Source organism: Herbaspirillum sp. UBA812 (assembly GCF_002296545.1).
Lineage (GTDB): Bacteria > Pseudomonadota > Gammaproteobacteria > Burkholderiales > Burkholderiaceae_D > Herbaspirillum > Herbaspirillum huttiense.
Map to the genome: position 1 here is coordinate 1 of NZ_DBIC01000167.1, position 21,669 is coordinate 21,669.

Consider the following 21,669-nt stretch of genomic DNA (forward strand, 5'->3'; position numbering starts at 1 on the left):
CGGCCAGACCAACTACTCCACCGCCAAGGCCGGCATCCACGGCTTCACCATGGCGCTGGCGCAGGAAGTGGCGACCAAGGGCGTGACCGTCAACACCGTCTCGCCGGGCTACATCGGTACCGACATGGTGCGCGCGATCCGTCCGGAAGTGCTGGAGAAGATCGTCTCCGGCATCCCCGTCAAGCGCCTGGGCGAGCCGGAGGAAATCGCCTCCATCGTCGCCTGGATCGCTTCGGCTGAAGGCGGTTACGCCACCGGTTCGGACTTCTCGCTCAACGGCGGCCTGTACATGGGCTGATGCCGTCCTCGACGGCCACGCACGCGGCAATGCCGCAAGCGTGGCCGTTTTTACGTGTGCCGCAGGCTGGGATTTTGTCAGTCTGGCACGTCGGGGCTCCCCTTTTGCCGCTCTTCACCCCTATAATGGCTTGCGTTGCTGCCCTGCAAAACGCAGGTGGCATACAGCAGAAGAGTGAAGAAGCAAGGAGAGGACAGCGCAATGTCCCGGACGCCCGCGGGTGAGGACTGCATCGAAGCCTCCCGCACCGCTGCAAACCAAGGCCGGCAAGACGGCTGCAATGAGAGAGAGACTGGACTTCAGATGACTACTGCAAAAAATTCGGCAGATCGCTTGATCAAGAAATACCCCAACCGCCGTCTTTACGATACCCAGACCAGTTCCTACATCACGCTGACCGACGTCAAGCAACTGGTGCTGGACAATGAAGAATTCACCGTGGTCGACGCCAAGAGCGGCGATGACCTGACCCGCAGCATCCTGCTGCAGATCATTCTGGAAGAAGAGTCGCACGGTGTGCCGATGTTCTCCAGTGGCGCGCTGTCGCAGATCATCCGCTACTACGGCCATGCCATGCAGGGCATGATGGGCAACTATCTGGAAAAGAACATCCAGACCTTCATCGACATCCAGAACAAGCTGGCCGAAAATTCCAAGGGCTTCTACGAAGGCAAGCCCTTCAGCCCCGAGATGTGGACCCAGTTCATGAACGTGCAAGGTCCGATGATGCAGGGCATGATGAGCAACTACATCGAACAGAGCAAGAATCTGTTCATCCAGATGCAGGAGCAGATGCAGAGCCAGACCAAGAACATGTTCGGCACCTTCCCCTTTGGCGCGCCCGGCACGCCGCCGGATCAGAAGAAGTAAGCGGCCTCCCGGCCCCTTCAGCAAACGGCCCCGCGCGGGCCGTTTTGCTTTTGTGGCGCCGCCGCCCGTCCGGACACGCCAAAATCGGGCGCAATCGGGCGGACGATGTACAATAGCGCCCTGATTTTTAAAGCATTTTTCGCTGTTTCCCGTATTTTCGGCCGTTTGCGGCCCGTCTCACTGAGCCTTCTGCCATGTCCAACCCGTCTTCTCCCGCCACCCCGGCCCTGCCCAAGGTCGGCTTCGTCTCCCTCGGCTGCCCCAAGGCACTGGTCGATTCCGAACAGATCCTGACCCAGCTGCGTGCCGAAGGCTACGATACCGCCAAGTCCTACGACGGTGCCGACCTGGTGATCGTCAATACCTGCGGCTTCATCGATGCCGCCGTGCAGGAGTCGCTGGACGCCATCGGCGAAGCCCTGAACGAAAACGGCAAGGTCATCGTCACCGGCTGCCTGGGTGCCAAGAAGGATGCCGACGGCGACGACATCATCCAGAAGATCCACCCCAAGGTCCTCGAAGTGACCGGCCCGCATGCCGTGGGCGAGGTCATGCAGGCGGTGCACAAGCACCTGCCCAAGCCGCATGCGCCCTTCATCGACCTGGTGCCGCCGCAGGGCGTCAAGCTGACCCCCAAGCATTTTGCCTATCTGAAGATTTCGGAAGGCTGCAACCATCGCTGCAGCTTCTGCATCATCCCCTCCATGCGCGGCGACCTGGTCTCGCGTCCCATCGCCGATGTCATGCTGGAAGCCGAGAACCTCTTCAAGGCCGGTGTGAAGGAATTGCTGGTGATCTCCCAGGACACCAGCGCCTATGGCGTGGATGTGAAGTTCCGTACCGGTTTCTGGAACGGCAAGCCGATCAAGACCCACATGACCCAACTGGTCGGTGCCCTGGGCGAACTGGCCCAGCAGTACGGCGCCTGGGTACGCCTGCACTATGTGTATCCGTACCCGCACGTGGACCAGATCATCCCGCTGATGGCCGAAGGCAAGATCCTGCCGTATCTGGACGTGCCGCTGCAGCATGCCCACCCGGACGTGCTCAAGCGCATGAAGCGCCCCGCCAATGGCGAGAAGAACATCGAGCGCATCCAGGCCTGGCGCGCCCTGTGCCCGGACATCACGATCCGCTCCACCTTCATCGCCGGCTTCCCCGGCGAGACCGAGGCCGAGTTCGAGTATCTGCTGGACTTCCTGAAGGAAGCCGAGATCGATCGTCTGGGCTGCTTCGCCTATTCCCCGGTGGAAGGCGCGACCGCCAACGAGATCGCCAACCCGGTGCCCGAAGAAGTGCGCGAAGAACGCCGTGGCCGTGTCATGCAGCTGCAGGAAGAGATCTCCAAGAAACGCCTGCAAGCCAAGGTCGGCAAGACCCTGCGCGTGCTCATCGATGAAGTGGACCGCAATGGCGGTACCGGCCGCACCTATTCGGATGCGCCCGAGATCGATGGCGTGGTCTATGTGAAACCGCCGTTCGAACCGCACCGCAAGCTGGAAGTGGGCCAGTTCGTCGACGTGCGCATCACCGCCGCCGACGCCCACGACCTGTGGGGCGCGGCCGAGTGATGCGTGCGCTCTTGATGGCGCTGGTGCTGTGCAGTGCCAGCGGACTCATGCCAGCGTGGGCCGCTGCGTCCGGCCCCGCTGCCAATGCGCCTGAAGGCTCGCTGCAGCAGACCCTGATGACGCACGCTCTGGTGCTGCGCGGCCAGATCGACGGGCGCGACATCCAGCTCTCGCTGCAGCCCAAGAAAAATGAAGATGGCCTGGAAGGGCGCTACTTCTTCTTTGGCGGTTCGCCCGAGATCCTGGTAGCGGGCGAGGTCGATGGCGATGACCTGCTGATGGAAGAATCGGTCAACGGCAAGGATGTCTCCGGTCAATGGGAAGGGCACCGCCAGGGCCAGTCCATTACCGGGACCTGGTCCAGCGCCGATGGCAGCATCAGCAAGCCCTTTGCCTTGCAGTTGCCCTGACGCTTGCCCGGCAGCGAAGGCCAGACTGCGGCGCTGTACGGGCGATATGAAGCTGTGTTCACTCTGTTCTGCCATGCCCGCCATTTCTCGGGTTTTCCGGCCGCTTCTGTTGCTTTCGATGTGAACAAGCTGCGCGTATAGTGAGACCTTTGCGCCCCGTTCCTGGGGCGCGATCGTTTCCAGAGGCAGACCCGTGTCCGATTCCAACGCTACGTCCCCCGCATCTTCTCTCCCGCTTGATCCCCAGACCGCCCTGGTCCACAGCAGCTACCGCGCTCCGGACGGCTTTGAGGCCTTCCCGGTCGGCATCCATCACGCTTCCACCGTGCTGTTCCCCAACGTGGCCGCCATGCGTTCGCGCGACTGGCGCGAAAAGCTGGGCTATACCTACGGCCTGCACGGCACCCCGACCAGCTTCGTGCTGGAAGCGCGGCTAGCCGAGATCGAGGGCGGCACCTATTGCCGTGTCACCCCCAGCGGCCTGGCGGCCATCGCGATGGTCAACTTCGCCTTCCTGAAGACGGGCGACGACGTGCTGCTGCCGGATAACGTCTACGGCCCCAGCAAGGACCTGGGGCAATGGCTGGAGCGTGATTTCGGGATCACCGCACGCTTCTACGACCCCATGGTCGGCGCCGGCCTGGCCGAGCTGATCCAGCCCAATACACGCCTGGTGTGGACCGAAGCACCCGGTTCGGTCTCGATGGAAGTGCCTGACATCCCGGCCCTGTGCCGTGCCGCGCATGAAAAGGGTGTGCTGGTGGCCATCGACAATACCTGGGCGGCCGGCATCGCCTTCAAGGCCTTCGAACACGGTGTGGACATCGTCATGCAAGCCGTCACCAAATACCAGTCCGGCGGCTCGGATGTGCTGATGGGCGCTGTCATCGTGCGCGACCAGGCCCTCAACGAGAAACTGGAACTGGCCCACATGCGCCTGGGCTTCGGCGTGGGTATGGACGACGTCTACATGGTCCTGCGCAGCCTGCCTTCGATGCGCCTGCGTTTCGAGGCCCACGATGCGGCCGCGCGCAAGGTCGCGGCCTGGCTCAAGCAACGCCCGGAAATCGTGGCGGTGCTGCACCCGGCCTTTGAAGATTGCCCAGGACACGCCCACTGGAAGCGCGACTTCACAGGGGCGGGCGGTTTGTTCTCGGTGATCTTCGATTCCCGTTACAGCGAAGAGCAGACTGACCGCTTCGTCGACAGCCTGCAGCTCTTCAAGATCGGCTACAGCTGGGGCGGTGCCCACAGCCTCTGCGTGCCCTACCGCATGCGCGGCATGCGCCACCAGTGGCAGCGAGAAGGCGTGCTGGTGCGCTTCAACATCGGGCTGGAAGCCCCCGCCGACCTCATTGCCGATATCGAGCAGGCCTTGAGCAAGCTCTGACTGGCCAGCCCTGCTCGGCTGCCGGTGTCGGCAGCGGGGCAGGGCGCGTCTGATGGCCGACAAGGTTCAGTTTGCACAAAAGAAATTGAATAAAGGTAAATGCTGCATCTGTTTATCGTTTTGCCGCACTTGGCAGCGTCATAAAATGGTAGCAATTCTCGATACGGTGACTTCCCGATGGTTTTTGACGTTGCGCAAAAATCATCAAAGCGGGTAAATATATGAAAGTTTTCTGGGTGTTCTTCCTGAAGCCAACTACAGTGAAGTGCCCAAAAAACTGGATGAGCTAGTCGTCCCCAAGCAACAAGAGGGCATTTGTCATCGAATATTTACAACTTATTTTGTTGCCTGGAAGACAATTTTCTTTTGTCATTTCAACCAGGAAACCTTTTGATCAGGAAATTCCTGATTGGCGCGCAAAGTCACGAGCCTCCTCGCTCTTCGGCTGCCAGAATGGAAATCTTCACCGATATCCCGCAGTCGTGTAAGACGGACACCTACAAGATGCTCGGGCTTCTCTCCGTCTAAAAATACCGACCAAGTCTAATTTCCCGCCTGTCCTGCCCCCCTCAGAATTGGCTTGCAGTCAAGTAAATGTAAGCGATTGTAAGTAGCTCGATGCAGCGTTCAGCCGCGTGAGCCGTAGGAAGTACTTACCGAGGTGGGGTGCAAATGAATACCAACGACATGATGGCGGAGATCCGCGATGCCAACCTGAGCTATCTCATGCTGGCGCAGCAAATGATCCGTTCGGACAAACCGACCGCAATCTTCCGTCTGGGTATCAGCGCCGAGATCGCCGATCTGATCGAAGGCTTGTCCAACGTGCAGATCATGAAGCTGGCGGCGACCAACATGATGTTGACCCGTTTCCGTTTCGACGACGGCGCCATCCTCGGCATGCTGACCAACTACAACAAGGACAAGAGCCTGGCGCAGTCACACGCAGCCATCCTGATGGCCTGCCAGCCCGGCGAACAAATTTCGTAAAACAACAAGACAAAAAGCATGGCCGGCGTGGCCAGGGACAGTCAACGCGCCGGAGGGGAAGACGTTCTACAGAGTTATTCAGTTTCAGTCTTGCATTCATGCCTGAAAGTTCGCCCGCCCGGGGCCGGCGAATTGGGGTCAGGCAGTTTTATTACGAAATCACCGGGGGGTTGCACCATGGCTAAAAAGAGCGTTGTGACAGAGGCGCAGGAAATTCAGTTGGCCATTGAACTGATCAATCTGGGGGCACGCCTCCAGTTGCTGGAATCGGAAACCTCGCTGTCGCGCGAGCGACTGCTGAAGCTGTACAAGGAATTGAAGGGTGTCTCGCCGCCCAAGGGCATGCTGCCGTTCTCGACGGACTGGTTCATCACCTGGCAGCCCAATATCCATTCTTCGCTGTTCATCAACATTCACCGCTACCTGATCGAGCATGCCCGCATCAGTGGCATCGAGGCCGTCATGAAGGCCTACAAGCTCTACCTGGAGCAGGTCGGCTACAACGATGCCGGCGAGCCGGTGCTGTCGCTGACCCGTGCCTGGACGCTGGTGCGCTTCTTCGAAAGCAAGATGCTCATGACCACGGCCTGCTGCAAGTGCCACGGCCACTTCGTGGTGCATCGCCTGGACCTGCATCAGGACTACCTGTGCGGCCTGTGCCACATGCCCTCGCGCGCCGGCAAGACCAAGAAGGCCAAGGATGCGGTCATCATGGGTCTGGTCGACGGTGCGATGCCGGTTGCGGCTTCCGCGCCGCTGTCCGCCGCGCCGGTGCTGGCCGCCGTGGCCTGAGCCGGAGCAGGGATGTACCGATGCCTTGCTGCTGGTGAGCAGCAGCAAGGCGGTAATGGGCCAGGGTGTTCAACCAAAAAAGAATAAGGCCGATTGCCTCGATGTCCGAACCTGAGAATCACCCCGGTGCCGGGCGCAGGCCTCTGTGGCAGGCGCCGGCCATCCAGGCCTTGCTGCTGTTCGTGCTGGGCCTGATTGGTGCCAACGTGCTGGACGTGCTGTTCCAGCGCGCCGGTCTCGCTCCTCTTTCCCCCCTCCAGACTTCCCTGCTGCATGGCGTGATCGCTGCGCTGCTGGCACGACTGCGCCGCATGGCCGCGTGGTGGTGGCTGATCCTGCTGGTGTTCCCGCTGGCGGCATTGGGCGTCGGTCAGTTGCACCTGCCGTCGTGGGTGTTCCTGGCGGTGTTCCTGTTCATGCTGGTGCTGTTCTGGTCGACCTTCCGCAGCCAGGTGCCGTTCTACCCTTCCGGGCAGAGTGCCTGGGATGCCGTGGCGGGTCTCTTGCCCGAGGGGCGGCCGATCCGTTTCATGGATATCGGCAGTGGCCTGGGCGGTGCCGTCCTGGACCTGTCGCGCCGCCGGCCCGAGAGTGAATTCACCGGCATCGAGATTGCGCCCTTGCCGTGGCTGGTGAGCCGGCTGCGGGCGGCGCTGGCGGGCAATCGCTGCCGCTTCGTGCGCGGCGACTACCTGCTGCTGGATTTTGGTGACTATGACGTGGTGTTTGCCTACCTGTCACCGGCGGCGATGGAGGCGCTGTGGCACAAGGCGCGCGCGGAAATGAAGCCGGGGACGCTGCTTCTGAGCTACGAATTCCATATCCCCGGCACCACCCCGGATGTGGTGGTCGAACCGGAGGACGGGGGCAGGGTGCTGCACGGATGGCGCATGTGACACGTTGCATGGGTAAAGACGCCCTTTACACGGGGCTGCGAGACGCGACGTATCAAGTTTGCGCGAATTCAGCCGTAAATCGAAAAGGAAGGGCGTTTTTCGGATATGTATTCCCCCATTTGCTTGACTGGAATACCTGTAATCTGACGAACGTGAAAATACACTCAACGCCACAGGGACGGGAGTAGGCACTTGTTAGTCATCATTGGATATATCGTGGTCATGGCGTCCGTCTTCGGCGGCTTTGCCATGGCAGGGGGCCACCTGGGGGCACTGTTTCAGCCGATCGAACTGCTCATGATCGGCGGTGCAGCAGGGGGCGCTTTCCTGGTCGGTAACAACAACAAGGCGATCAAGGCCACCTTGAAGGCGCTGCCCACTGTTTTCAAAGGCAGCACCTACACCAAGGCGCTGTACATGGAGCTGATGGCGCTGCTCTTCGAGATCCTCACCAAATCCCGTAAAGAGGGTTTGATGTCGATCGAAGGCGACATCGAAGAGCCGGAAAGCAGCCCCATCTTCAGCAAGTACCCTGGCGTGCTGGCGGACCATCACCTGATCGAGTTCATGACCGATTACCTGCGCCTGATGGTGTCGGGCAACATGGATGCGTTCCAGATCGAAAACCTGATGGACAACGAAATCGAGACCCACCATCACGAGGGCGAGATTCCGGTGCACTGCATCGCCAAGCTGGGCGACGGCATGCCGGCCTTCGGTATCGTGGCGGCGGTGATGGGCGTGGTGCACACCATGGAGTCGGTGGGTATCCCTCCCTCCGAGCTGGGCATGCTGATCGCGCACGCGCTGGTCGGTACCTTCCTCGGTATTCTGCTGGCCTACGGTTTCGTGGGCCCGCTCTCCAGCTTGCTGGAACAGAAGCTGCACGAATCGACCAAGATCTACCAGTGCGTCAAGGTGACGTTGCTGGCAAGCCTGAATGGCTATGCGCCGGCACTGTCGATCGAATTCGGCCGCAAGGTCCTGTTCTCGACCGAACGTCCGACCTTCCTCGAACTGGAAGAGCACGTCAAGCAGGCCAAGGGCAAGTAAGCGGTCAGCAGGCCGGCCAGGGGAGGCCGGCAGGCAGGTCGATTCACACAGACATCAGTATTGAAGCAGGAGCACAGGCATGGCCGACGAAGGTCTACGTCCCATTATCGTCAAGCGGATCAAGAAAGGCGGCGGGGGTCACCATGGTGGCGCCTGGAAGATTGCGTACGCCGACTTCGTGACCGCGATGATGGCCTTCTTCCTGCTGATGTGGCTGCTGGGATCGACCGCCAAGGGCGACCTGAACGGGATCGCCGAATACTTCAAGACGCCGCTGAAGGTGGCCATGGCCGGCGGTTCCGGCAGTGGTGATGCCAATACGGTGCTGCCCGGCGGCGGCAAGGATCTGACCCGCCAGGACGGCCAGCTGCGCAAGGGCGAGAACGATGTGGTCTCGCGCAAGCAGAACCTGAAACAGGCACAGCAGGAACTGGAGCGCGCCGAGCGCACCCGCCTGGAAGAATTGAAGTCGCGCCTGGAAAAGGCCATCGATTCCAATCCGACCTTGAAGCAGTTCAAGAACCAGCTGTTGATCGACATCACCTCGGAAGGCCTGCGCATCCAGATCGTGGACGAGAAGAACCGTCCCATGTTTGCCCTGGCCAGTGCGCAACTGCAGCCCTATACCAAGGAAATCCTGCATGAGATCGGCCGCACATTGAACGACGTGCCCAACAAGATCAGCCTGTCCGGCCACACCGATGCCACGCCTTATTCGCGCGGCGAGAAGGGCTACAGCAACTGGGAACTGTCGGCTGACCGCGCCAATGCTTCGCGCCGCGAACTCATTACCGGCGGCATGGACGAATCGAAGGTGCTGCGGGTGGTGGGCCTGTCCTCGGCGGTGCTGCTGGACAAGGAAGATCCGTTCAACCCGATCAACCGCCGCATCAGCATCATCGTCATGAACAAGAAGGCGGAAGAACTGGTGGAAAAGGATAGCGGCTCGTTGAACGTCCCCACCGATGCCAGCGATGAAGATGTGCAGCAAGGGCTGAGTGCGCCGGCCAAGAACTGATAACAGATGCCACGCCGGCGCGGGTGCGCGCGGTTTGCCAATGAAGCAGAAGTGTTCCAATTGAACAGGGGAAGAGAGCCGGATATGCCGACCAAGACCATGCTGCAGGAGCTCAAGCGCTTGTTGCTCGATACTGCCAGCGGCGGCAGCCGCCAATTGACGGAAGTGGAGTCGGACCTGGTCCAGACCAACATCCTGCTGGGCGAAGCCATCGGCAAGCTGGGCAACAGTTTCATGGAGCTGCATCGCGCGGTACAGATACAGCAATCCATCCTGGAAGGCCTGATGAACGGCAGCGGTCAGTTCGACAGCGCGAGCATTGATCAGCTCAAGGCCACCCAGGGCGAAGTCAGCCACTACGTCAACGCGGCCGTGACCGGCTTGCAGTTCCAGGACATGACCAGCCAGCTGCTGGAACGCATCGTGCGCCGCGTGATCGGCCTGCGTGAAGCGCTGGGGGTCCTGAGTGCGAACAGCTTCGAGATCGTCCCCGAGCAGGGCCAGACCGACGAAGAGGTCAAGGAATTGCTGGCCAGCACGGTGCAGGCGATTGAAGAGCGCCTCAACATGCTCGATACCGGGCTCTGGAAAGCAGTGCGCCAGACCCGCATGGAAAGTGGCGACATCGAGCTGTTCTGATCGGTGGCTGGCTGAGTGGTACAAGATTGAACTAGGTCATTCCGGCCTTGGCTGGGCGGTAGGTCGGTGGCCAAGGGTGCGGCATAATGCATACGCGCATGAGCCTTATTGAAGAAACAGGGAGTAACGATGTCCAAAACGATTCTCGCAGTAGATGATTCCGGGTCACTGCGTCAGATGGTGGTATTCAGTCTGAAAGCTGCAGGTTACAACGTGACCGAGGCGGTCGACGGGGTGGACGCGCTGGAAAAGGCCAAGACGCATACCTTCGACCTGGTCCTGACCGACCAGAACATGCCGCGCATGGACGGCCTGACGCTGATCCGCTCCCTGCGCGAGCTGACCAGTTACGCACGTGTGCCCATCCTGATGCTGACTACCGAGTTCAGCGACGAGATGAAGGCCAAGGGCAAGGCCGCCGGTGCCAATGGCTGGCTGGTCAAGCCCTTCGATCCGCAGCGCCTGACCGAGGTGGTGCGCAAGGTGATCGGCTGATCGTTTGCCGGGACAAGAAGAAGATACGTACTGCATCCAGCATGGAGCCCAGGCATGAGCATTGATATGAGCCAGTTTTTCCAGGTCTTTTTCGACGAGGCCGAGGAAGGCCTCGCGGAAATGGAAAAGCTGTTGTTGGCCGTCAATGTGGCGTCTCCCGATCCGGAGGACCTCAACGCGGTGTTTCGTGCCGCCCATTCGATCAAGGGTGGTTCGTCCACCTTCGGCCTGACCGATATTGCCGAAGTCACACACGTTCTGGAGTCGCTGCTGGATCGCATCCGCCAGGGCCAGATGAAGCTGACCTCGGAGCACGTGGATGCCTTCCTGGCCGCCAAGGATGTGCTCAAGTCCATGCTGGACGGGCACAAGCATGGTGCCGAGGTGGATCAGGACGCGGTCGGCAATGTCCGCATGCTGCTGGAGGAATTGTCCCAGGGCCGGCGTGCCTCGGCTGCGCCGAAGACGGACGCGGCGGCGCCCGCCGGCGCCGTGGTCGGACCCGGCGGCGTTAGCCGCTACCGGCTGGACATGCCGGAAATCAGCGACAAGGATGCCGAGGCCCTGGCCGACGAGCTGGCCATGTTGGGCAAGCTGGAGAAGTCCAAGTCGCCCGAGGGAAAGTGGATCTTCATCCTTGATACGGCCGAACCGATCGATGACGTGGTCGCCATCTGCGCCTTCATCGTCAACGTGGCCGATCTGAAGGTGTCGCAGGCCGTCGATCCTGCCCAGGGCAGTGACGAAGAGCGCGGTTATGGTTTCTTCGACAATTTCGTGACCCAGGAAGAGCGTGAACGCGCCCAGGGTTATGGTTTCTTCGACAACCACACCGCCATCGAAGACAAGGAACGCGAGCAGGGTTACGGCTTCTTCGCTCCCTTCGTGCCGCTGGACATCAGCGCCAAGAAAAGCGAGGGCGACGCCCATGCGAATGGCACCGCCGGCACTGGCGGCACTGGCGGTCACGGCAATGGCAACGGTAACGGCAACGGCCATCACGACGACGGCCATCTGCAGGGTGATCACGGCGGTGAAAAGAAAGCGGCCAAGGGCGCCGGCGGACAGGAATCGTCGTCGATCCGGGTCAGCATCGAAAAGGTCGATCAGCTCATCAACCTGGTCGGCGAACTGGTGATTACCCAGGCCATGATCGAGCAACGTGTTGGCAAGCTCGATCCCATGCATCACGAACATCTGCTCAACAGCGTCAGCCAGTTGAGCCGCAATACCCGCGATCTGCAGGAATCGGTGATGTCGATCCGCATGATGCCGATGGATTACGTCTTCTCGCGCTTCCCGCGCATGGTGCGCGATCTGGCGCACAAGCTGGGCAAGCAGGTCGAGTTCGTCACCCACGGCGCCGCTACCGAGCTGGACAAGGGCCTGATCGAGCGTATCGTCGATCCGCTCACCCACCTGGTGCGCAACAGCATCGACCACGGCATCGAACTGCCTGACGCGCGCCGCGCAGCGGGCAAGGGCGAGGCAGGTGTGCTGGCCTTGTCGGCCGAGCACCAGGGCGGCAACATCATCATCGAAGTCACCGACGATGGTGGCGGCCTGAACCGCGACAAGATCCTGGCCAAGGCCAAGCAGCAGGGCATGCCGGTCACCGACAGCCTGACCGATGCCGAAGTGTGGCAGCTGATCTTCGAACCCGGCTTCTCCACCGCCGAGCAGGTGACTGATGTCTCCGGGCGTGGCGTGGGCATGGACGTGGTCAAGCGCAACATCCTGGCCATGGGCGGTGCGGTGGATATCCGCTCCAGCAAGGGCTTCGGCACCACCATTTCGATCTCGCTGCCGCTGACGCTGGCGATCCTGGACGGCATGTCGATTCGCATCGGTGAAGAAGTTTACATATTGCCGCTAGGATATGTGGTTGAATCTTTGCAGCCTTTGCCGCAAGATATCAAAGAGATTTCCGGTCAGGGCCAGGTGCTGCGTGTGCGTGGTGAATATCTGCCACTGATCCCGCTTTATCAGATTTTCAACATCGAGCCTTCATTTACCGATCCTTCGCAAGGATTGGTGGTCATTTTGGAGTCAGATGGTAAAAAGGCGGCACTTTTCGTGGATGACCTGATCGGACAACAGCAAATCGTTGTGAAGAATCTGGAATCCAACTATCGAAAGGTCGCTGGCATTTCCGGAGCTACCATTCTGGGCGACGGCGGCGTTGCCCTGATTGTCGATGTGGCAGCCTTGCTGCGATCCAGCCGCCAATTGAATGACGAATCTGTATTTTCCTGATTTTTAAAGGGCCTCAACATGTCTGACACTGCAACCAAGAATCTTTCCGGCTTCGGCGAAAAGACCGACAGCAACGGAAACGAATTTCTCGCCTTCACCCTGGGCAAGGAAGAATACGGCATCGATATTCTGAAGGTTCAGGAAATCCGCGGCTACGAAGCCGTGACCCGCATCGCCAATTCGCCCGACTTCATCAAGGGCGTCGTGAACCTGCGCGGCATCATCGTCCCCATCGTGGACATGCGCATCAAGTTCCAGCTGGGCGAGCCGACCTATGACCAGTTCACCGTCGTCATCATCCTGAACATCGGCGGCCGCGTCGTGGGCATGGTGGTCGACAGCGTGTCCGACGTCATCACCCTGACCCAGGAACAGATCAAGCCGGCACCGGAGATGGGCACCACCTTCGACTCCGACTACCTGATCGGCCTGGGTACCCTGGAACAGCGCATGCTGATCCTGGTGGACATCGACAAGCTGATGTCCAGCGCCGAAATGGGCCTGATCGAAAAGCTGGCTGCCTGAGTCTTTGAGGCTCTGCAGGCCGGCAGTACGGGATCCGGAGGAGACGCAGTCCGGATCTGGCGCCCGTCGTCATTCGGTACCGCAGGAAAAGCGGGCATCATAGCCCGATACAGAAGAGAAAAAGGCATCCGCCGTGTGGTGGATGCCTTTTTTATGGGCGCTTTTCAGCGCCTGTGAAGCTTTAGGCGCGCCGGCCATGCCCGGAATCGCGCGTCCTGCCTCCCGGCAGGACGTTTCTTCATCTCTCAGTGGAAATGCTCGACCGGAGGAGGCGTATCTTCCGGCATTTCCGCGTGCACCAGTTCACCTTCACGGTCAGGGAAGAGCGGTGCGCCACAGTCGTCGCAAAACTCCATGGTGAAGCGTTCTGCATGATGCTTGATGTGCACGATGCCGCATTCGCGCAGCACCGTCAGGATCTGCTGCAGCGGGCTGGTGGGGATGCCTTCCAGCAGACCGGCACCGGTCGGGATCATCATGGGCAGGTCTTCGCCACTTTCCTGTTCATACAGCGGCCAGACCGTGCCATAGACCACGGTCGGATCGCCGCCGATGGAAAAACCGATGCGGTATTCATCGATCTGGCCATTGATGTCCTCGGAGAAGCCGCCGATGCTGGCGTGCAGTTCGGAGGAGGAAATGTCCAGGGTCTGCGTCAGGAAGTAATCGGCGGCGCGGATGGAGGCCGGGCGAATGCGCTTGTCGGCTTCGCGGCAGCCGAAGAAATAGGCCTGCGGCAGCAACAGTTCGACGCTGCAGCCCGGCAGCAGGCGCGTGAAGAGCGGGGTGGCCTGCTGGGTCCAGGCTTCGAAGGCGGCCTCTTTCCGGGCCGAGAAGTGGCTCTGCTGTTCGCTTTCCTGCCAGTGGAACAGGGCTTCGCCGGCCGGCACTACCACGGCGGCGATGACGTAGCGGGTATCGGCCAGGAAGGCAGCAGTGGGCGGCTGTTCACCGCGCAGCTGCACCGGGCCGGTTTTGAGGGCGGTCTGGCCCATCTGGCGGGTCAGGGCGAAGACGTCGGCGTGTACGCGCGGCAGCTGCTCGATCGAGAACAGGCTCGGTGCCAGTGCCAGGCGGGCCTCCTTGGCCAGTACGTGGGCATGCAGGTGCGCGCCGATGGCGGTCAGCAGCTCGCTGCCGATGGGGCCGGAGGCGATGGCAAAGCGGGTCCAGGCCAGCACCGGCAGCACCAGCAGCTGCACATCGTAGTCCTGGCCTTCGTGTTCCAGCGAGGTGGCTTCGCTGCCGGCCTCGACGGCTTCGATCAGGATGTCGTAGGCATCCAGGTCGGCCTTGAAGAGATGATCCAGGGCGGCATCGATGAGGCCCTGCTGGCCGGCCCGCAGCAGCTTGTTGAGCAGGGCGTCCAGGGGTTTCAGCCAGGCGCGCTCTTCGAGCCGGCTGGAGGCCTGCGCGATGGCTTGCGCAAAAGTCACCAGATGCTGGCTGTCGGCAGAAAGCTTGGAGGAGGAACGTTTGGCGGGACGACGCATGTAGGCTATCTGTATCTGTGGAAACGAAACCGCCTATTGTAGATGATTTGTCAGTCCTGTCAGCCGCCGCGGCCATTGCACAGCGCCAAGGGGCAATAAAAAACGCCGGACGAATCCGGCGTTTCTGTACTGCAGGGGACTACGGACGCTGCTTAGGCTGCCAGCAGCTGACGCAGCACGAACGGCAGGATGCCGCCATGCTTGTAGTAGTCCACTTCGATCGGGGTGTCGATGCGCAGCAGCAGCTTGACTTCCTGAGTCTCGCCGTTCTTGCGATGGATCACCAGGGTGGCTTCCTGTTGCGGCTTGATCTCGCCTTCCAGGCCCTTCAGGTCGAAGCTTTCTTCACCGGTGATGCCCAGCGACTGCACGCTGTCGTTGCCCAGGAACTGCAGCGGCAGCACGCCCATGCCGACCAGGTTGGAACGGTGGATACGCTCGAAGGAACGTGCGATCACGGCCTTGACGCCCAGCAGCTGGGTGCCCTTGGCAGCCCAGTCACGGGAGGAGCCGGTACCGTACTCTTCGCCACCGAAGACCATGGTCGGGGTACCTTCAGCCACGTACTTCATGGCGGCGTCGTAGATCGACATTTCTTCACCGGAAGGCTGGTGAATGGTGATGCCGCCTTCAACGCGCGAGCCGTCTTCCTTGGCCGGAATCATGAGGTTCTTGATACGCACGTTGGCGAAGGTGCCGCGCATCATGATCTCGTGGTTGCCGCGGCGCGAGCCGTAGGAGTTGAAGTCCGCCTTCAGCACGCCATTGGCTTGCAGCCACTTGCCGGCCGGGCTGGATTCCTTGATGGAACCGGCCGGGGAGATGTGGTCGGTGGTGATCGAGTCGCCGAACACGCCCAGGGCGCGGGCACCGCTGATGCCGGTGGCAGCAGCCGTCGGTTCTTCGCTGAAGTTCTCGAAGAACGGCGGCTCGGCGATGTAGGTCGAGGTCGGCCAGTTGTAGACTTCGCCCTTGGCGACGCCCTTGATGGCTTCCCACAGCTTGCCCGGTGCGCCCTTCACATCGGCGTAGTTTTCCTTGAAGGTCTTGGCGTTCATGGCGAACTTCAGCAGCTTTTCGATCTCTTGCGAGGTCGGCCAGATGTCGCCCAGGTAGACGTTCTTGCCGCCCTTGCCCTTGCCGACCGGTTCGGTCATCAGGTCACGGGTGACATTGCCGGCGATGGCGTAAGCCACGACCAGCGGAGGCGAGGCCAGGAAGTTGGCGCGGATGTTCGGGTGGATACGGGCTTCGAAGTTGCGGTTGCCCGACAGCACGGCGGCCGCCACCACGTCGTTTTTGACGATGGCTTCGTTCATCGCCGGGGTCAGGTCGCCGGCGTTGCCGATGCAAGTGGTGCAACCGTAGGCGGTCACGCCAAAGCCCAGCTTTTCCAGGTAAGGCAGCAGGCCAGCCGCTTCCAGGTACTTGGTCACCACGCGCGAGCCAGGAGCCAGCGAGGTCTTGATGTGCGGGGCCACCTTCAGACCGGCTTCCACGGCCTTCTTGGCCAGCAGGCCGGCAGCCAGCAGCACGCTCGGGTTGGAGGTGTTGGTGCAGGAGGTGATGGCGGCGATCAGCACGTCACCGTTGTGCACATCCACGCCGTCGGCGTTCTTGTAGGACGCGGTCAGGTCTTCGGCCTTCTTGTTGAAGCCGTTTTCAGCGGTCGGCTTGGTGAAGAGGTCGGAGAAGGTGGACTTGACGTTGCCGATCTCGATGCGGTCTTGCGGACGCTTCGGACCTGCCAGCGACGGGGCGACGGTGCCCAGATCCAGCGAGACTTCCTGGGTGTAGTCGATCTGGCCGGCCTTGGGCACGCCGTACAGGCCTTGCGCCTTGAAGTAGGCTTCGAAGGCGTCGATCTCGGCCTTGGTGCGGCCGGTGCCCTTGAAGTAGTCGATGGTGGCGTCGTCAACCGGGAAGAAGCCCATGGTGGCGCCGTATTCCGGTGCCATGTTGGCGATGGTGGCGCGGTCGGTCAGCGACAGCGATTCGGTACCTTCACCGAAGAATTCGACGAACTTGCCCACGACCTTGGTCTGGCGCAGCAGTTCGGTGATGGTCAGCACCAGGTCGGTGGCGGTGACGCCTTCGCGCAGCGCGCCGGTCAGGTTCACGCCGACCACGTCCGGGGTCAGGAAGTAGACCGGCTGGCCCAGCATGCCGGCTTCGGCTTCGATACCGCCCACGCCCCAGCCGACCACGCCGATGCCGTTGATCATGGTGGTGTGGGAGTCGGTGCCGACCAGGGTGTCAGGGTAGTAGACACCGGTCTTGTTGTGCACGCCGCGTGCCAGGTATTCCAGGTTGACCTGGTGCACGATGCCGAAGCCCGGGGGCACCACGCCGAAGGTGTCGAAGGCTTGCATGCCCCACTTCATGAACTGGTAGCGCTCGTTGTTGCGCGAGAATTCCAGCTTCATGTTCAGGTCCAGCGCCTTCTTCTCGCGGAAGTGGTCGATCTGCACCGAGTGGTCCACCACCAGGTCCACCGGGACCAGCGGTTCGATGTTCTTGGGGTTCTTGCCCAGCTTGCTGGCGACGTTGCGCATGGCGGCCAGGTCGGCCAGCAGGGGCACGCCGGTGAAGTCCTGCAGCACCACGCGGGCTACCACGAAGGGGATCTCATCCACGCGGGCGGCCTTGGCACCCCAGTTGGCCAGTTGCTTGACGTGTTCTTCGGTGACCTTCTGGCCATCGCAGTTGCGCAGCACCGATTCCAGCACGATGCGGATCGACACCGGCAGACGCGAGATATTCACGCCCAGCGACTTTTGCAGGGCGGGCAGGGAGTAGAACTTGCCCTTCTTGGAACCGGAAATCGGGAATTCCTTCAGGGTGTTCAATGTGTTGCGAGACATGGCCTCTTCTCCTTAATTTGGCAATTTAGTGATGCTAGCTAGTCGAATCCGGTTTGCGCTGCAATGGTGAACTGCGGGGTGCTGCCTGATTCTGTGATTCTGTGTTGCTTGATACGCGATGAGCTGGCGGTTGCCTGCCGGCTCAGTTCTTCTGGGGTGCCGCGGCGACGGTGGCGGCCGGTGCTGCTTCGGCGGCCTTGATCTGCTCGGCGTTCTTGCATTCATTGGCCAGTTGCTGGCCCTTCTTGGAGTCCAGCAGCAGGCCCTTGGCCGGGATACCGATCCAGACCAGGCCCATCTTGCGGTTTTCGAAGCGGTTGGCACCGGTGGTGGTTTCCACGCGGGTCAGGCGGTGGATGCGCTTGTCCCAGCGGATGGCGATGTGCTTGTCGTCGGCTTCGTTCTTCCAGATGGTCAGCTTGTGGCCCATTTCGCACTGGAAGTCGGCCGACAGGGTGCCGCCCAGTTCGGGTTCGCTGTCGTCATCTTCGGCGTCGGAAGAGAACGGCATCTTGGCGGCGGGGGCTGCTGCAGCTGCAGCGGCGGCCTTCTTGGCCGGCGCCTTCTTGACGACCTTTTTCTTGGCGGCCGGTTTGGTATCGGTTTCAGCGTGCGCCGCAGTGATGCCGGCGGTGGCGAAGAGGGCGCCCAGCAGGGCGATGAGAGTCAGGTGCTTTTTCATGGACGTCGGTCGAAACAAGTTTACTGCGTGGTTGAGGGGGAGTCGCCGCGGGCGAACCAGGGTGCAGTCTCCGGCGGCAGCGCGATGCCGGTGGCGTGCGCGCGTTGCAGGATACTCCAGTAATAGCGATAACTGGCGCGGTCGTGCAGGTTGCCCTGATGCTGGATCGGGCCCCACTGCACCGCCTGCGCCTTGAGCAAGATCTGTGCCGCCAGGTCGGCTTCTTCCGTGGCAGGGGACAGGGCCTGCACGATCGGGCGAATCTGGTCCGGATGGATGCTCCACATCCGGGTATAGCCAAACTCCTGTGCCGCGCGGCGCGCATCGTCAGCCACAGCGGCGGGATTCTTGATGTCGGTGGTCACGTTGTGTGACGGCACCTTGCCGTGCGCATGGCAGGCGGCAGCAATTTCCAGCTTGGCGCGGCGCACCAGCGGATGGTCGAACTGTCCGGGCGAGCGCATGGCGCTGCCGGGAATGGCGCCGTAATGGGCCGACACGAAATCCATCACCCCGAACGACAGCGACTGCACCTGGGGCAGGGCGGCGATCTTGCCGGCGTCGGCCAGGGCACCATGGGTCTCGATCAAGACCTGCACCGGCAACTGCGCACGGCCGGCCGCATTGGCGGCACGGTTGATGCTCTCCAGGGCACGCAGCACGTCCTCGATGCCTTCAGGCTTGGGCAACATCACGTAAGCCAGCTCGCGCGCAGCGGCGCCACAGATGATGGCCACGTCCTGCTCGAAATGCGCATGGCCCACGTCATGCAGGCGCGCGCCGATGCGGCGGTGGACATTGCCGGGGCTTGCGATGAGCGAGGCGACCAGTTCGGCGTGCGCGGCTTCATTGCCGGCGGCAGCGCCATCTTCACAGTCGAAGGTGATGTCGAACAAGGGACCGAGCTCCTGCTGCAGGGCCATCGACTTGCGCATCAGCTTTTCGGAGCCGGCGTAGTGATCGCACACCGGAAGCGAAACCGGTTGCTGGGCACCTGGGAACAAGACCTGGGAAGGATGCATTGCTGCGAATGAGAGCGGGGTAAGGTTGTCGGAACGGGTGATGTCACGTACTGCAAAATACTGAAAACGGCCGGCGCGGCAGCCGGAAAGAGCCGCCGCGCCGTGGTCAGTTAGCCGACCAGATGCTTGACGCCTTCGCGCTCTTCCAGCAGTTCCTTGAGCGTGATGTTGATGCGCTCTTGCGAGAACTCATCGATCTCCAGGCCCTGGACGATCTTGTACTCACCGTTTTCGGTGGTCACCGGGAAGCCGAACATGGTGCCTTCGGGGATGCCGTAGGAACCATCGGAAGGGATGCCCATGGTGGTCCACTTGCCGTTGGTGCCCAGCACCCAGTCACGCACGTGGTCGATGGCGGCATTGGCGGCCGAAGCGGCCGAGGACAGGCCACGGGCTTCGATGATGGCGGCACCGCGCTTGCCGACGGTGGGCAGGAACACGTTCTTGTTCCATTCCTGGTCGTTGATGGTGTCCTTGACGGAAGCGCCATCGGCGGTCGCGAAGCGGTAGTCGGCGTACATGGTCGGCGAGTGGTTGCCCCACACGCACAGCTTTTCGATGGCCGAGACCGGCTTGCCGATCTTGGCAGCCACTTGCGACAGGGCGCGGTTGTGGTCCAGGCGCAGCATGGCGGTGAAGTTCTTGGCCGGCAGGTTCGGGGCCGACTTCATGGCGATGTAGGCGTTGGTGTTGGCCGGGTTGCCGACCACCAGCACCTTGACGTTACGGGATGCGACGGCGTCCAGTGCCTTGCCTTGCACGGTGAAGATCTGGGCATTGGCTTCCAGCAGGTCCTTGCGCTCCATGCCGGGGCCACGGGGACGGGCACCCACCAGCAGGGCGATGTCGGCATCCTTGAAGGCGGTCATCGGATCGCTGTGGGCGGTCACGCCAGCCAGCAGGGGGAAGGCGCAGTCGTCGATTTCCATGATGACGCCCTTGAGCGCCTTCTGAGCCTTCTCATCGGGGATTTCCAGCAGTTGCAGGATGACCGGCTGGTCTTTGCCCAGCAGATCGCCATTGGCGATGCGGAACAGCAGGGAGTAACCGATCTGACCGGCGGCGCCAGTGACGGCAACACGCATGGGGGCTTTAGCCATGTTGAATCTCCAAAAGAGGTGATGAAAAAAAGCATTCAGACTGCAGCGAAGCGCAGCTTGCGGTCGCGTCGCGCAAGGCGCGGCAGGGCCGTGTAGCGGTGGCTTCGGGTTTGCGCATGAAAATGCGCGACTTCCTCGAATTCTTGTTAGGCCGCCATGATACCGTCGAAAACGCAGCGAGTCAGTTGGTTTCGGGCCGGGCTCTGCCGACAAATCAAAAACCTGTCAAACTTGTGTTCTGCCTGCAGAAAACCACCGCATCGGAATGATCTTGATGAGAGCGATTCTCGTTATCGTCTACTGGCCGGTACATCGCTTCCTGCCTGCCTTGCGGCTCTTCAGGTTGCTCGCGAGTGTAGGCTTGCGAAAGACTGCTGTCAATCAATATCTTATGTCTTATATAAGACATATTATTGCCTAGTTTTTGCTGGACGCCGGAAGGAGTTTTGTGGTGAAATTCGAGGTTATGAGCTCGATCCTGCCCAATTCAAACAACGTCGACGCGCACGCCGCGGGGGCGGGTGTTGCCAGTCCGGCGCCCACCTTTAGTCCGTTGTATCAGCAGATCAAGGCGCTCATCATGCAGCGCCTCGAAGCCGGTGAGTGGAAACCCGGTGAGCTCATTCCCAGTGAAGTCGAACTGGGCAGCCGTTTCAAGGTCAGCCAGGGCACGGTGCGCAAGGCCATCGACGAACTGGCAGCCGAAAACCTGGTGGTGCGCCGCCAGGGCAAGGGGACCTTCGTCGCCACCCATCACGAGACCCAGGCGCAGTTCCGCTTCCTGCGGCTGATGGCCGACAGCGACGAGCCGCAGCGTCCCGAAAACAAGATCATCGAAGTCAAGCGCGTTCGCGCCTCGGCCGAAGTGGCCCGTCAGCTCGACATGAAGTCGGGTGACTCCGTCATTTTCATTCGCCGTGTAAAGTCCTTCAACGGCACTCCCATCATCCTCGAAGACATCTGGCTGCCTGGCGCCATCTTCAAGGGGCTGACGGCCGAGCGCCTCATGGAATACCGCGGGCCCTTGTATGGCCTGTTCGAGTCCGAGTTCGGCACGCGCATGATCCGTGCCGAAGAACGCATCCGTGCCGTCGGGGCGGATCCGGATGCCGCAGAGTTTCTGGGCGTAACGCCCCAAACGCCGTTGCTGAGTGTGGAGCGGGCTTCATTTACCTATGGCGACAAGCCGGTGGAAATGCGGCGCGGTCTGTACCTGACGACGAATCATCATTACCAAAGCGAGTTGAGCTGAGCAAACCGAAACCGGTCATGATCGGGTGCTGGCGGGTCCTGCCTGCCCAGCGC

The 21,669-nt window shown here is 61.2% G+C and carries 21 protein-coding genes; 16 read left to right on the plus strand and 5 right to left on the minus strand.

What is annotated here, in order from left to right; translation table 11 throughout:
- From B3873_RS11120 to B3873_RS11185, 14 genes are all read left to right on the plus strand, one after another.
- On the plus strand, nucleotides 1-298 hold a 298-nt coding region (locus B3873_RS11120), incomplete at its 5' end, for an SDR family oxidoreductase (RefSeq protein WP_286866050.1).
- A 303-nt stretch (nucleotides 299-601) separates the two neighbouring features.
- Nucleotides 602-1,168: a polyhydroxyalkanoate synthesis repressor PhaR gene (gene phaR / locus B3873_RS11125; RefSeq protein ID WP_008329998.1), complete on the plus strand. Its 567-nt coding sequence runs from the start codon at nucleotides 602-604 to the stop codon at nucleotides 1,166-1,168.
- A 194-nt stretch (nucleotides 1,169-1,362) separates the two neighbouring features.
- Nucleotides 1,363-2,739, plus strand: a complete 1,377-nt coding sequence (gene rimO, locus B3873_RS11130; protein ID WP_034334006.1) for a 30S ribosomal protein S12 methylthiotransferase RimO — start codon at nucleotides 1,363-1,365, stop codon at nucleotides 2,737-2,739.
- A complete protein-coding gene (locus B3873_RS11135) occupies nucleotides 2,739-3,149 on the plus strand; it encodes a hypothetical protein (protein WP_039785299.1) in 411 nt (136 codons plus the stop codon). Before rimO ends, B3873_RS11135 begins: the two co-directional genes overlap by 1 nt.
- A 193-nt stretch (nucleotides 3,150-3,342) precedes the next feature.
- Complete coding sequence (locus B3873_RS11140; protein WP_286866054.1) at nucleotides 3,343-4,539, plus strand: cystathionine beta-lyase; 1,197 nt, start codon at nucleotides 3,343-3,345, stop codon at nucleotides 4,537-4,539.
- Between the two features lie 672 nt (nucleotides 4,540-5,211).
- Nucleotides 5,212-5,529, plus strand: coding sequence for a flagellar transcriptional regulator FlhD (flhD, locus tag B3873_RS11145; RefSeq protein ID WP_034334003.1), 318 nt, complete (start codon nucleotides 5,212-5,214; stop codon nucleotides 5,527-5,529).
- A gap of 177 nt (nucleotides 5,530-5,706) precedes the next feature.
- Nucleotides 5,707-6,321, plus strand: coding sequence for a flagellar transcriptional regulator FlhC (gene flhC, locus B3873_RS11150; protein ID WP_286866057.1), 615 nt, complete (start codon nucleotides 5,707-5,709; stop codon nucleotides 6,319-6,321).
- Between the two features lie 101 nt (nucleotides 6,322-6,422).
- Nucleotides 6,423-7,217: a class I SAM-dependent methyltransferase gene (locus tag B3873_RS11155; RefSeq protein WP_209535429.1), complete on the plus strand. Its 795-nt coding sequence runs from the start codon at nucleotides 6,423-6,425 to the stop codon at nucleotides 7,215-7,217.
- A gap of 192 nt (nucleotides 7,218-7,409) precedes the next feature.
- Nucleotides 7,410-8,270 (plus strand): flagellar motor stator protein MotA, encoded by an 861-nt coding sequence (motA, locus tag B3873_RS11160; protein ID WP_039785305.1) that lies wholly within the window; start codon nucleotides 7,410-7,412, stop codon nucleotides 8,268-8,270.
- 79 nt (nucleotides 8,271-8,349) lie between these two features.
- The gene (gene motB, locus B3873_RS11165) at nucleotides 8,350-9,288 is read left to right on the plus strand and encodes a flagellar motor protein MotB (protein ID WP_039785307.1); all 939 of its coding nucleotides are present in this window, start codon (nucleotides 8,350-8,352) and stop codon (nucleotides 9,286-9,288) included.
- 84 nt (nucleotides 9,289-9,372) lie between these two features.
- A complete protein-coding gene (locus tag B3873_RS11170) occupies nucleotides 9,373-9,927 on the plus strand; it encodes a hypothetical protein (RefSeq protein ID WP_039785309.1) in 555 nt (184 codons plus the stop codon).
- 129 nt (nucleotides 9,928-10,056) lie between these two features.
- On the plus strand, nucleotides 10,057-10,422 hold the full coding sequence (locus B3873_RS11175) for a response regulator (protein WP_006463269.1): 366 nt from the start codon (nucleotides 10,057-10,059) through the stop codon (nucleotides 10,420-10,422).
- Nucleotides 10,423-10,476: 54 nt separating this feature from the next.
- Nucleotides 10,477-12,678 (plus strand): chemotaxis protein CheA, encoded by a 2,202-nt coding sequence (gene cheA / locus B3873_RS11180; protein WP_209535431.1) that lies wholly within the window; start codon nucleotides 10,477-10,479, stop codon nucleotides 12,676-12,678.
- An 18-nt stretch (nucleotides 12,679-12,696) separates the two neighbouring features.
- Nucleotides 12,697-13,203, plus strand: a complete 507-nt coding sequence (locus B3873_RS11185; RefSeq protein WP_006463271.1) for a chemotaxis protein CheW — start codon at nucleotides 12,697-12,699, stop codon at nucleotides 13,201-13,203.
- Between the two features lie 245 nt (nucleotides 13,204-13,448).
- On the opposite strand, the gene B3873_RS11190 is transcribed toward B3873_RS11185, so the two are convergent.
- From B3873_RS11190 to B3873_RS11210, 5 genes are all read right to left on the minus strand, one after another.
- The gene (locus B3873_RS11190) at nucleotides 13,449-14,696 is read right to left on the minus strand and encodes a DUF2863 family protein (RefSeq protein ID WP_034333996.1); all 1,248 of its coding nucleotides are present in this window, start codon (nucleotides 14,694-14,696) and stop codon (nucleotides 13,449-13,451) included.
- A gap of 152 nt (nucleotides 14,697-14,848) precedes the next feature.
- On the minus strand, nucleotides 14,849-17,560 hold the full coding sequence (gene acnA / locus B3873_RS11195; RefSeq protein WP_039785314.1) for an aconitate hydratase AcnA: 2,712 nt from the start codon (nucleotides 17,558-17,560) through the stop codon (nucleotides 14,849-14,851).
- A gap of 142 nt (nucleotides 17,561-17,702) precedes the next feature.
- The gene (locus B3873_RS11200) at nucleotides 17,703-18,242 is read right to left on the minus strand and encodes a hypothetical protein (protein WP_034333994.1); all 540 of its coding nucleotides are present in this window, start codon (nucleotides 18,240-18,242) and stop codon (nucleotides 17,703-17,705) included.
- Between the two features lie 20 nt (nucleotides 18,243-18,262).
- On the minus strand, nucleotides 18,263-19,264 hold the full coding sequence (locus tag B3873_RS11205) for an HpcH/HpaI aldolase/citrate lyase family protein (RefSeq protein ID WP_286866067.1): 1,002 nt from the start codon (nucleotides 19,262-19,264) through the stop codon (nucleotides 18,263-18,265).
- A 110-nt stretch (nucleotides 19,265-19,374) separates the two neighbouring features.
- On the minus strand, nucleotides 19,375-20,364 hold the full coding sequence (locus B3873_RS11210; protein ID WP_034350453.1) for a malate dehydrogenase: 990 nt from the start codon (nucleotides 20,362-20,364) through the stop codon (nucleotides 19,375-19,377).
- Nucleotides 20,365-20,480: 116 nt separating this feature from the next.
- Here B3873_RS11210 and B3873_RS11215 point away from each other — a divergent pair, with 116 nt between their 5' ends.
- Nucleotides 20,481-20,633, plus strand: coding sequence for a hypothetical protein (locus B3873_RS11215; protein WP_157845717.1), 153 nt, complete (start codon nucleotides 20,481-20,483; stop codon nucleotides 20,631-20,633).
- Nucleotides 20,634-20,830: 197 nt separating this feature from the next.
- On the plus strand, nucleotides 20,831-21,616 hold the full coding sequence (locus B3873_RS11220; RefSeq protein WP_034333992.1) for a GntR family transcriptional regulator: 786 nt from the start codon (nucleotides 20,831-20,833) through the stop codon (nucleotides 21,614-21,616).
- The last annotated feature ends 53 nt before the right edge of the window (nucleotides 21,617-21,669 follow it).

Excerpts from the sequence above, each read along its gene's own strand:
- phaR (WP_008329998.1), top strand. The coding sequence starts at position 602 with ATGACTACTGCAAAAAATTCGGCAGATCGCTTGATCAAGAAATACCCC.
- rimO (WP_034334006.1), top strand. The coding sequence starts at position 1,363 with ATGTCCAACCCGTCTTCTCCCGCCACCCCGGCCCTGCCCAAGGTCGGC.
- B3873_RS11135 (WP_039785299.1), top strand. The coding sequence starts at position 2,739 with ATGCGTGCGCTCTTGATGGCGCTGGTGCTGTGCAGTGCCAGCGGACTC.
- flhD (WP_034334003.1), top strand. The coding sequence starts at position 5,212 with ATGAATACCAACGACATGATGGCGGAGATCCGCGATGCCAACCTGAGC.
- flhC (WP_286866057.1), top strand. The coding sequence starts at position 5,707 with ATGGCTAAAAAGAGCGTTGTGACAGAGGCGCAGGAAATTCAGTTGGCC.
- B3873_RS11155 (WP_209535429.1), top strand. The coding sequence starts at position 6,423 with ATGTCCGAACCTGAGAATCACCCCGGTGCCGGGCGCAGGCCTCTGTGG.
- motB (WP_039785307.1), top strand. The coding sequence starts at position 8,350 with ATGGCCGACGAAGGTCTACGTCCCATTATCGTCAAGCGGATCAAGAAA.
- B3873_RS11170 (WP_039785309.1), top strand. The coding sequence starts at position 9,373 with ATGCCGACCAAGACCATGCTGCAGGAGCTCAAGCGCTTGTTGCTCGAT.
- B3873_RS11175 (WP_006463269.1), top strand. The coding sequence starts at position 10,057 with ATGTCCAAAACGATTCTCGCAGTAGATGATTCCGGGTCACTGCGTCAG.
- cheA (WP_209535431.1), top strand. The coding sequence starts at position 10,477 with ATGAGCATTGATATGAGCCAGTTTTTCCAGGTCTTTTTCGACGAGGCC.
- B3873_RS11185 (WP_006463271.1), top strand. The coding sequence starts at position 12,697 with ATGTCTGACACTGCAACCAAGAATCTTTCCGGCTTCGGCGAAAAGACC.
- B3873_RS11190 (WP_034333996.1), bottom strand. The coding sequence starts at position 14,696 with ATGCGTCGTCCCGCCAAACGTTCCTCCTCCAAGCTTTCTGCCGACAGC.
- acnA (WP_039785314.1), bottom strand. The coding sequence starts at position 17,560 with ATGTCTCGCAACACATTGAACACCCTGAAGGAATTCCCGATTTCCGGT.
- B3873_RS11200 (WP_034333994.1), bottom strand. The coding sequence starts at position 18,242 with ATGAAAAAGCACCTGACTCTCATCGCCCTGCTGGGCGCCCTCTTCGCC.
- B3873_RS11205 (WP_286866067.1), bottom strand. The coding sequence starts at position 19,264 with ATGCATCCTTCCCAGGTCTTGTTCCCAGGTGCCCAGCAACCGGTTTCG.
- B3873_RS11210 (WP_034350453.1), bottom strand. The coding sequence starts at position 20,364 with ATGGCTAAAGCCCCCATGCGTGTTGCCGTCACTGGCGCCGCCGGTCAG.
- B3873_RS11215 (WP_157845717.1), top strand. The coding sequence starts at position 20,481 with ATGAAAATGCGCGACTTCCTCGAATTCTTGTTAGGCCGCCATGATACC.
- B3873_RS11220 (WP_034333992.1), top strand. The coding sequence starts at position 20,831 with ATGAGCTCGATCCTGCCCAATTCAAACAACGTCGACGCGCACGCCGCG.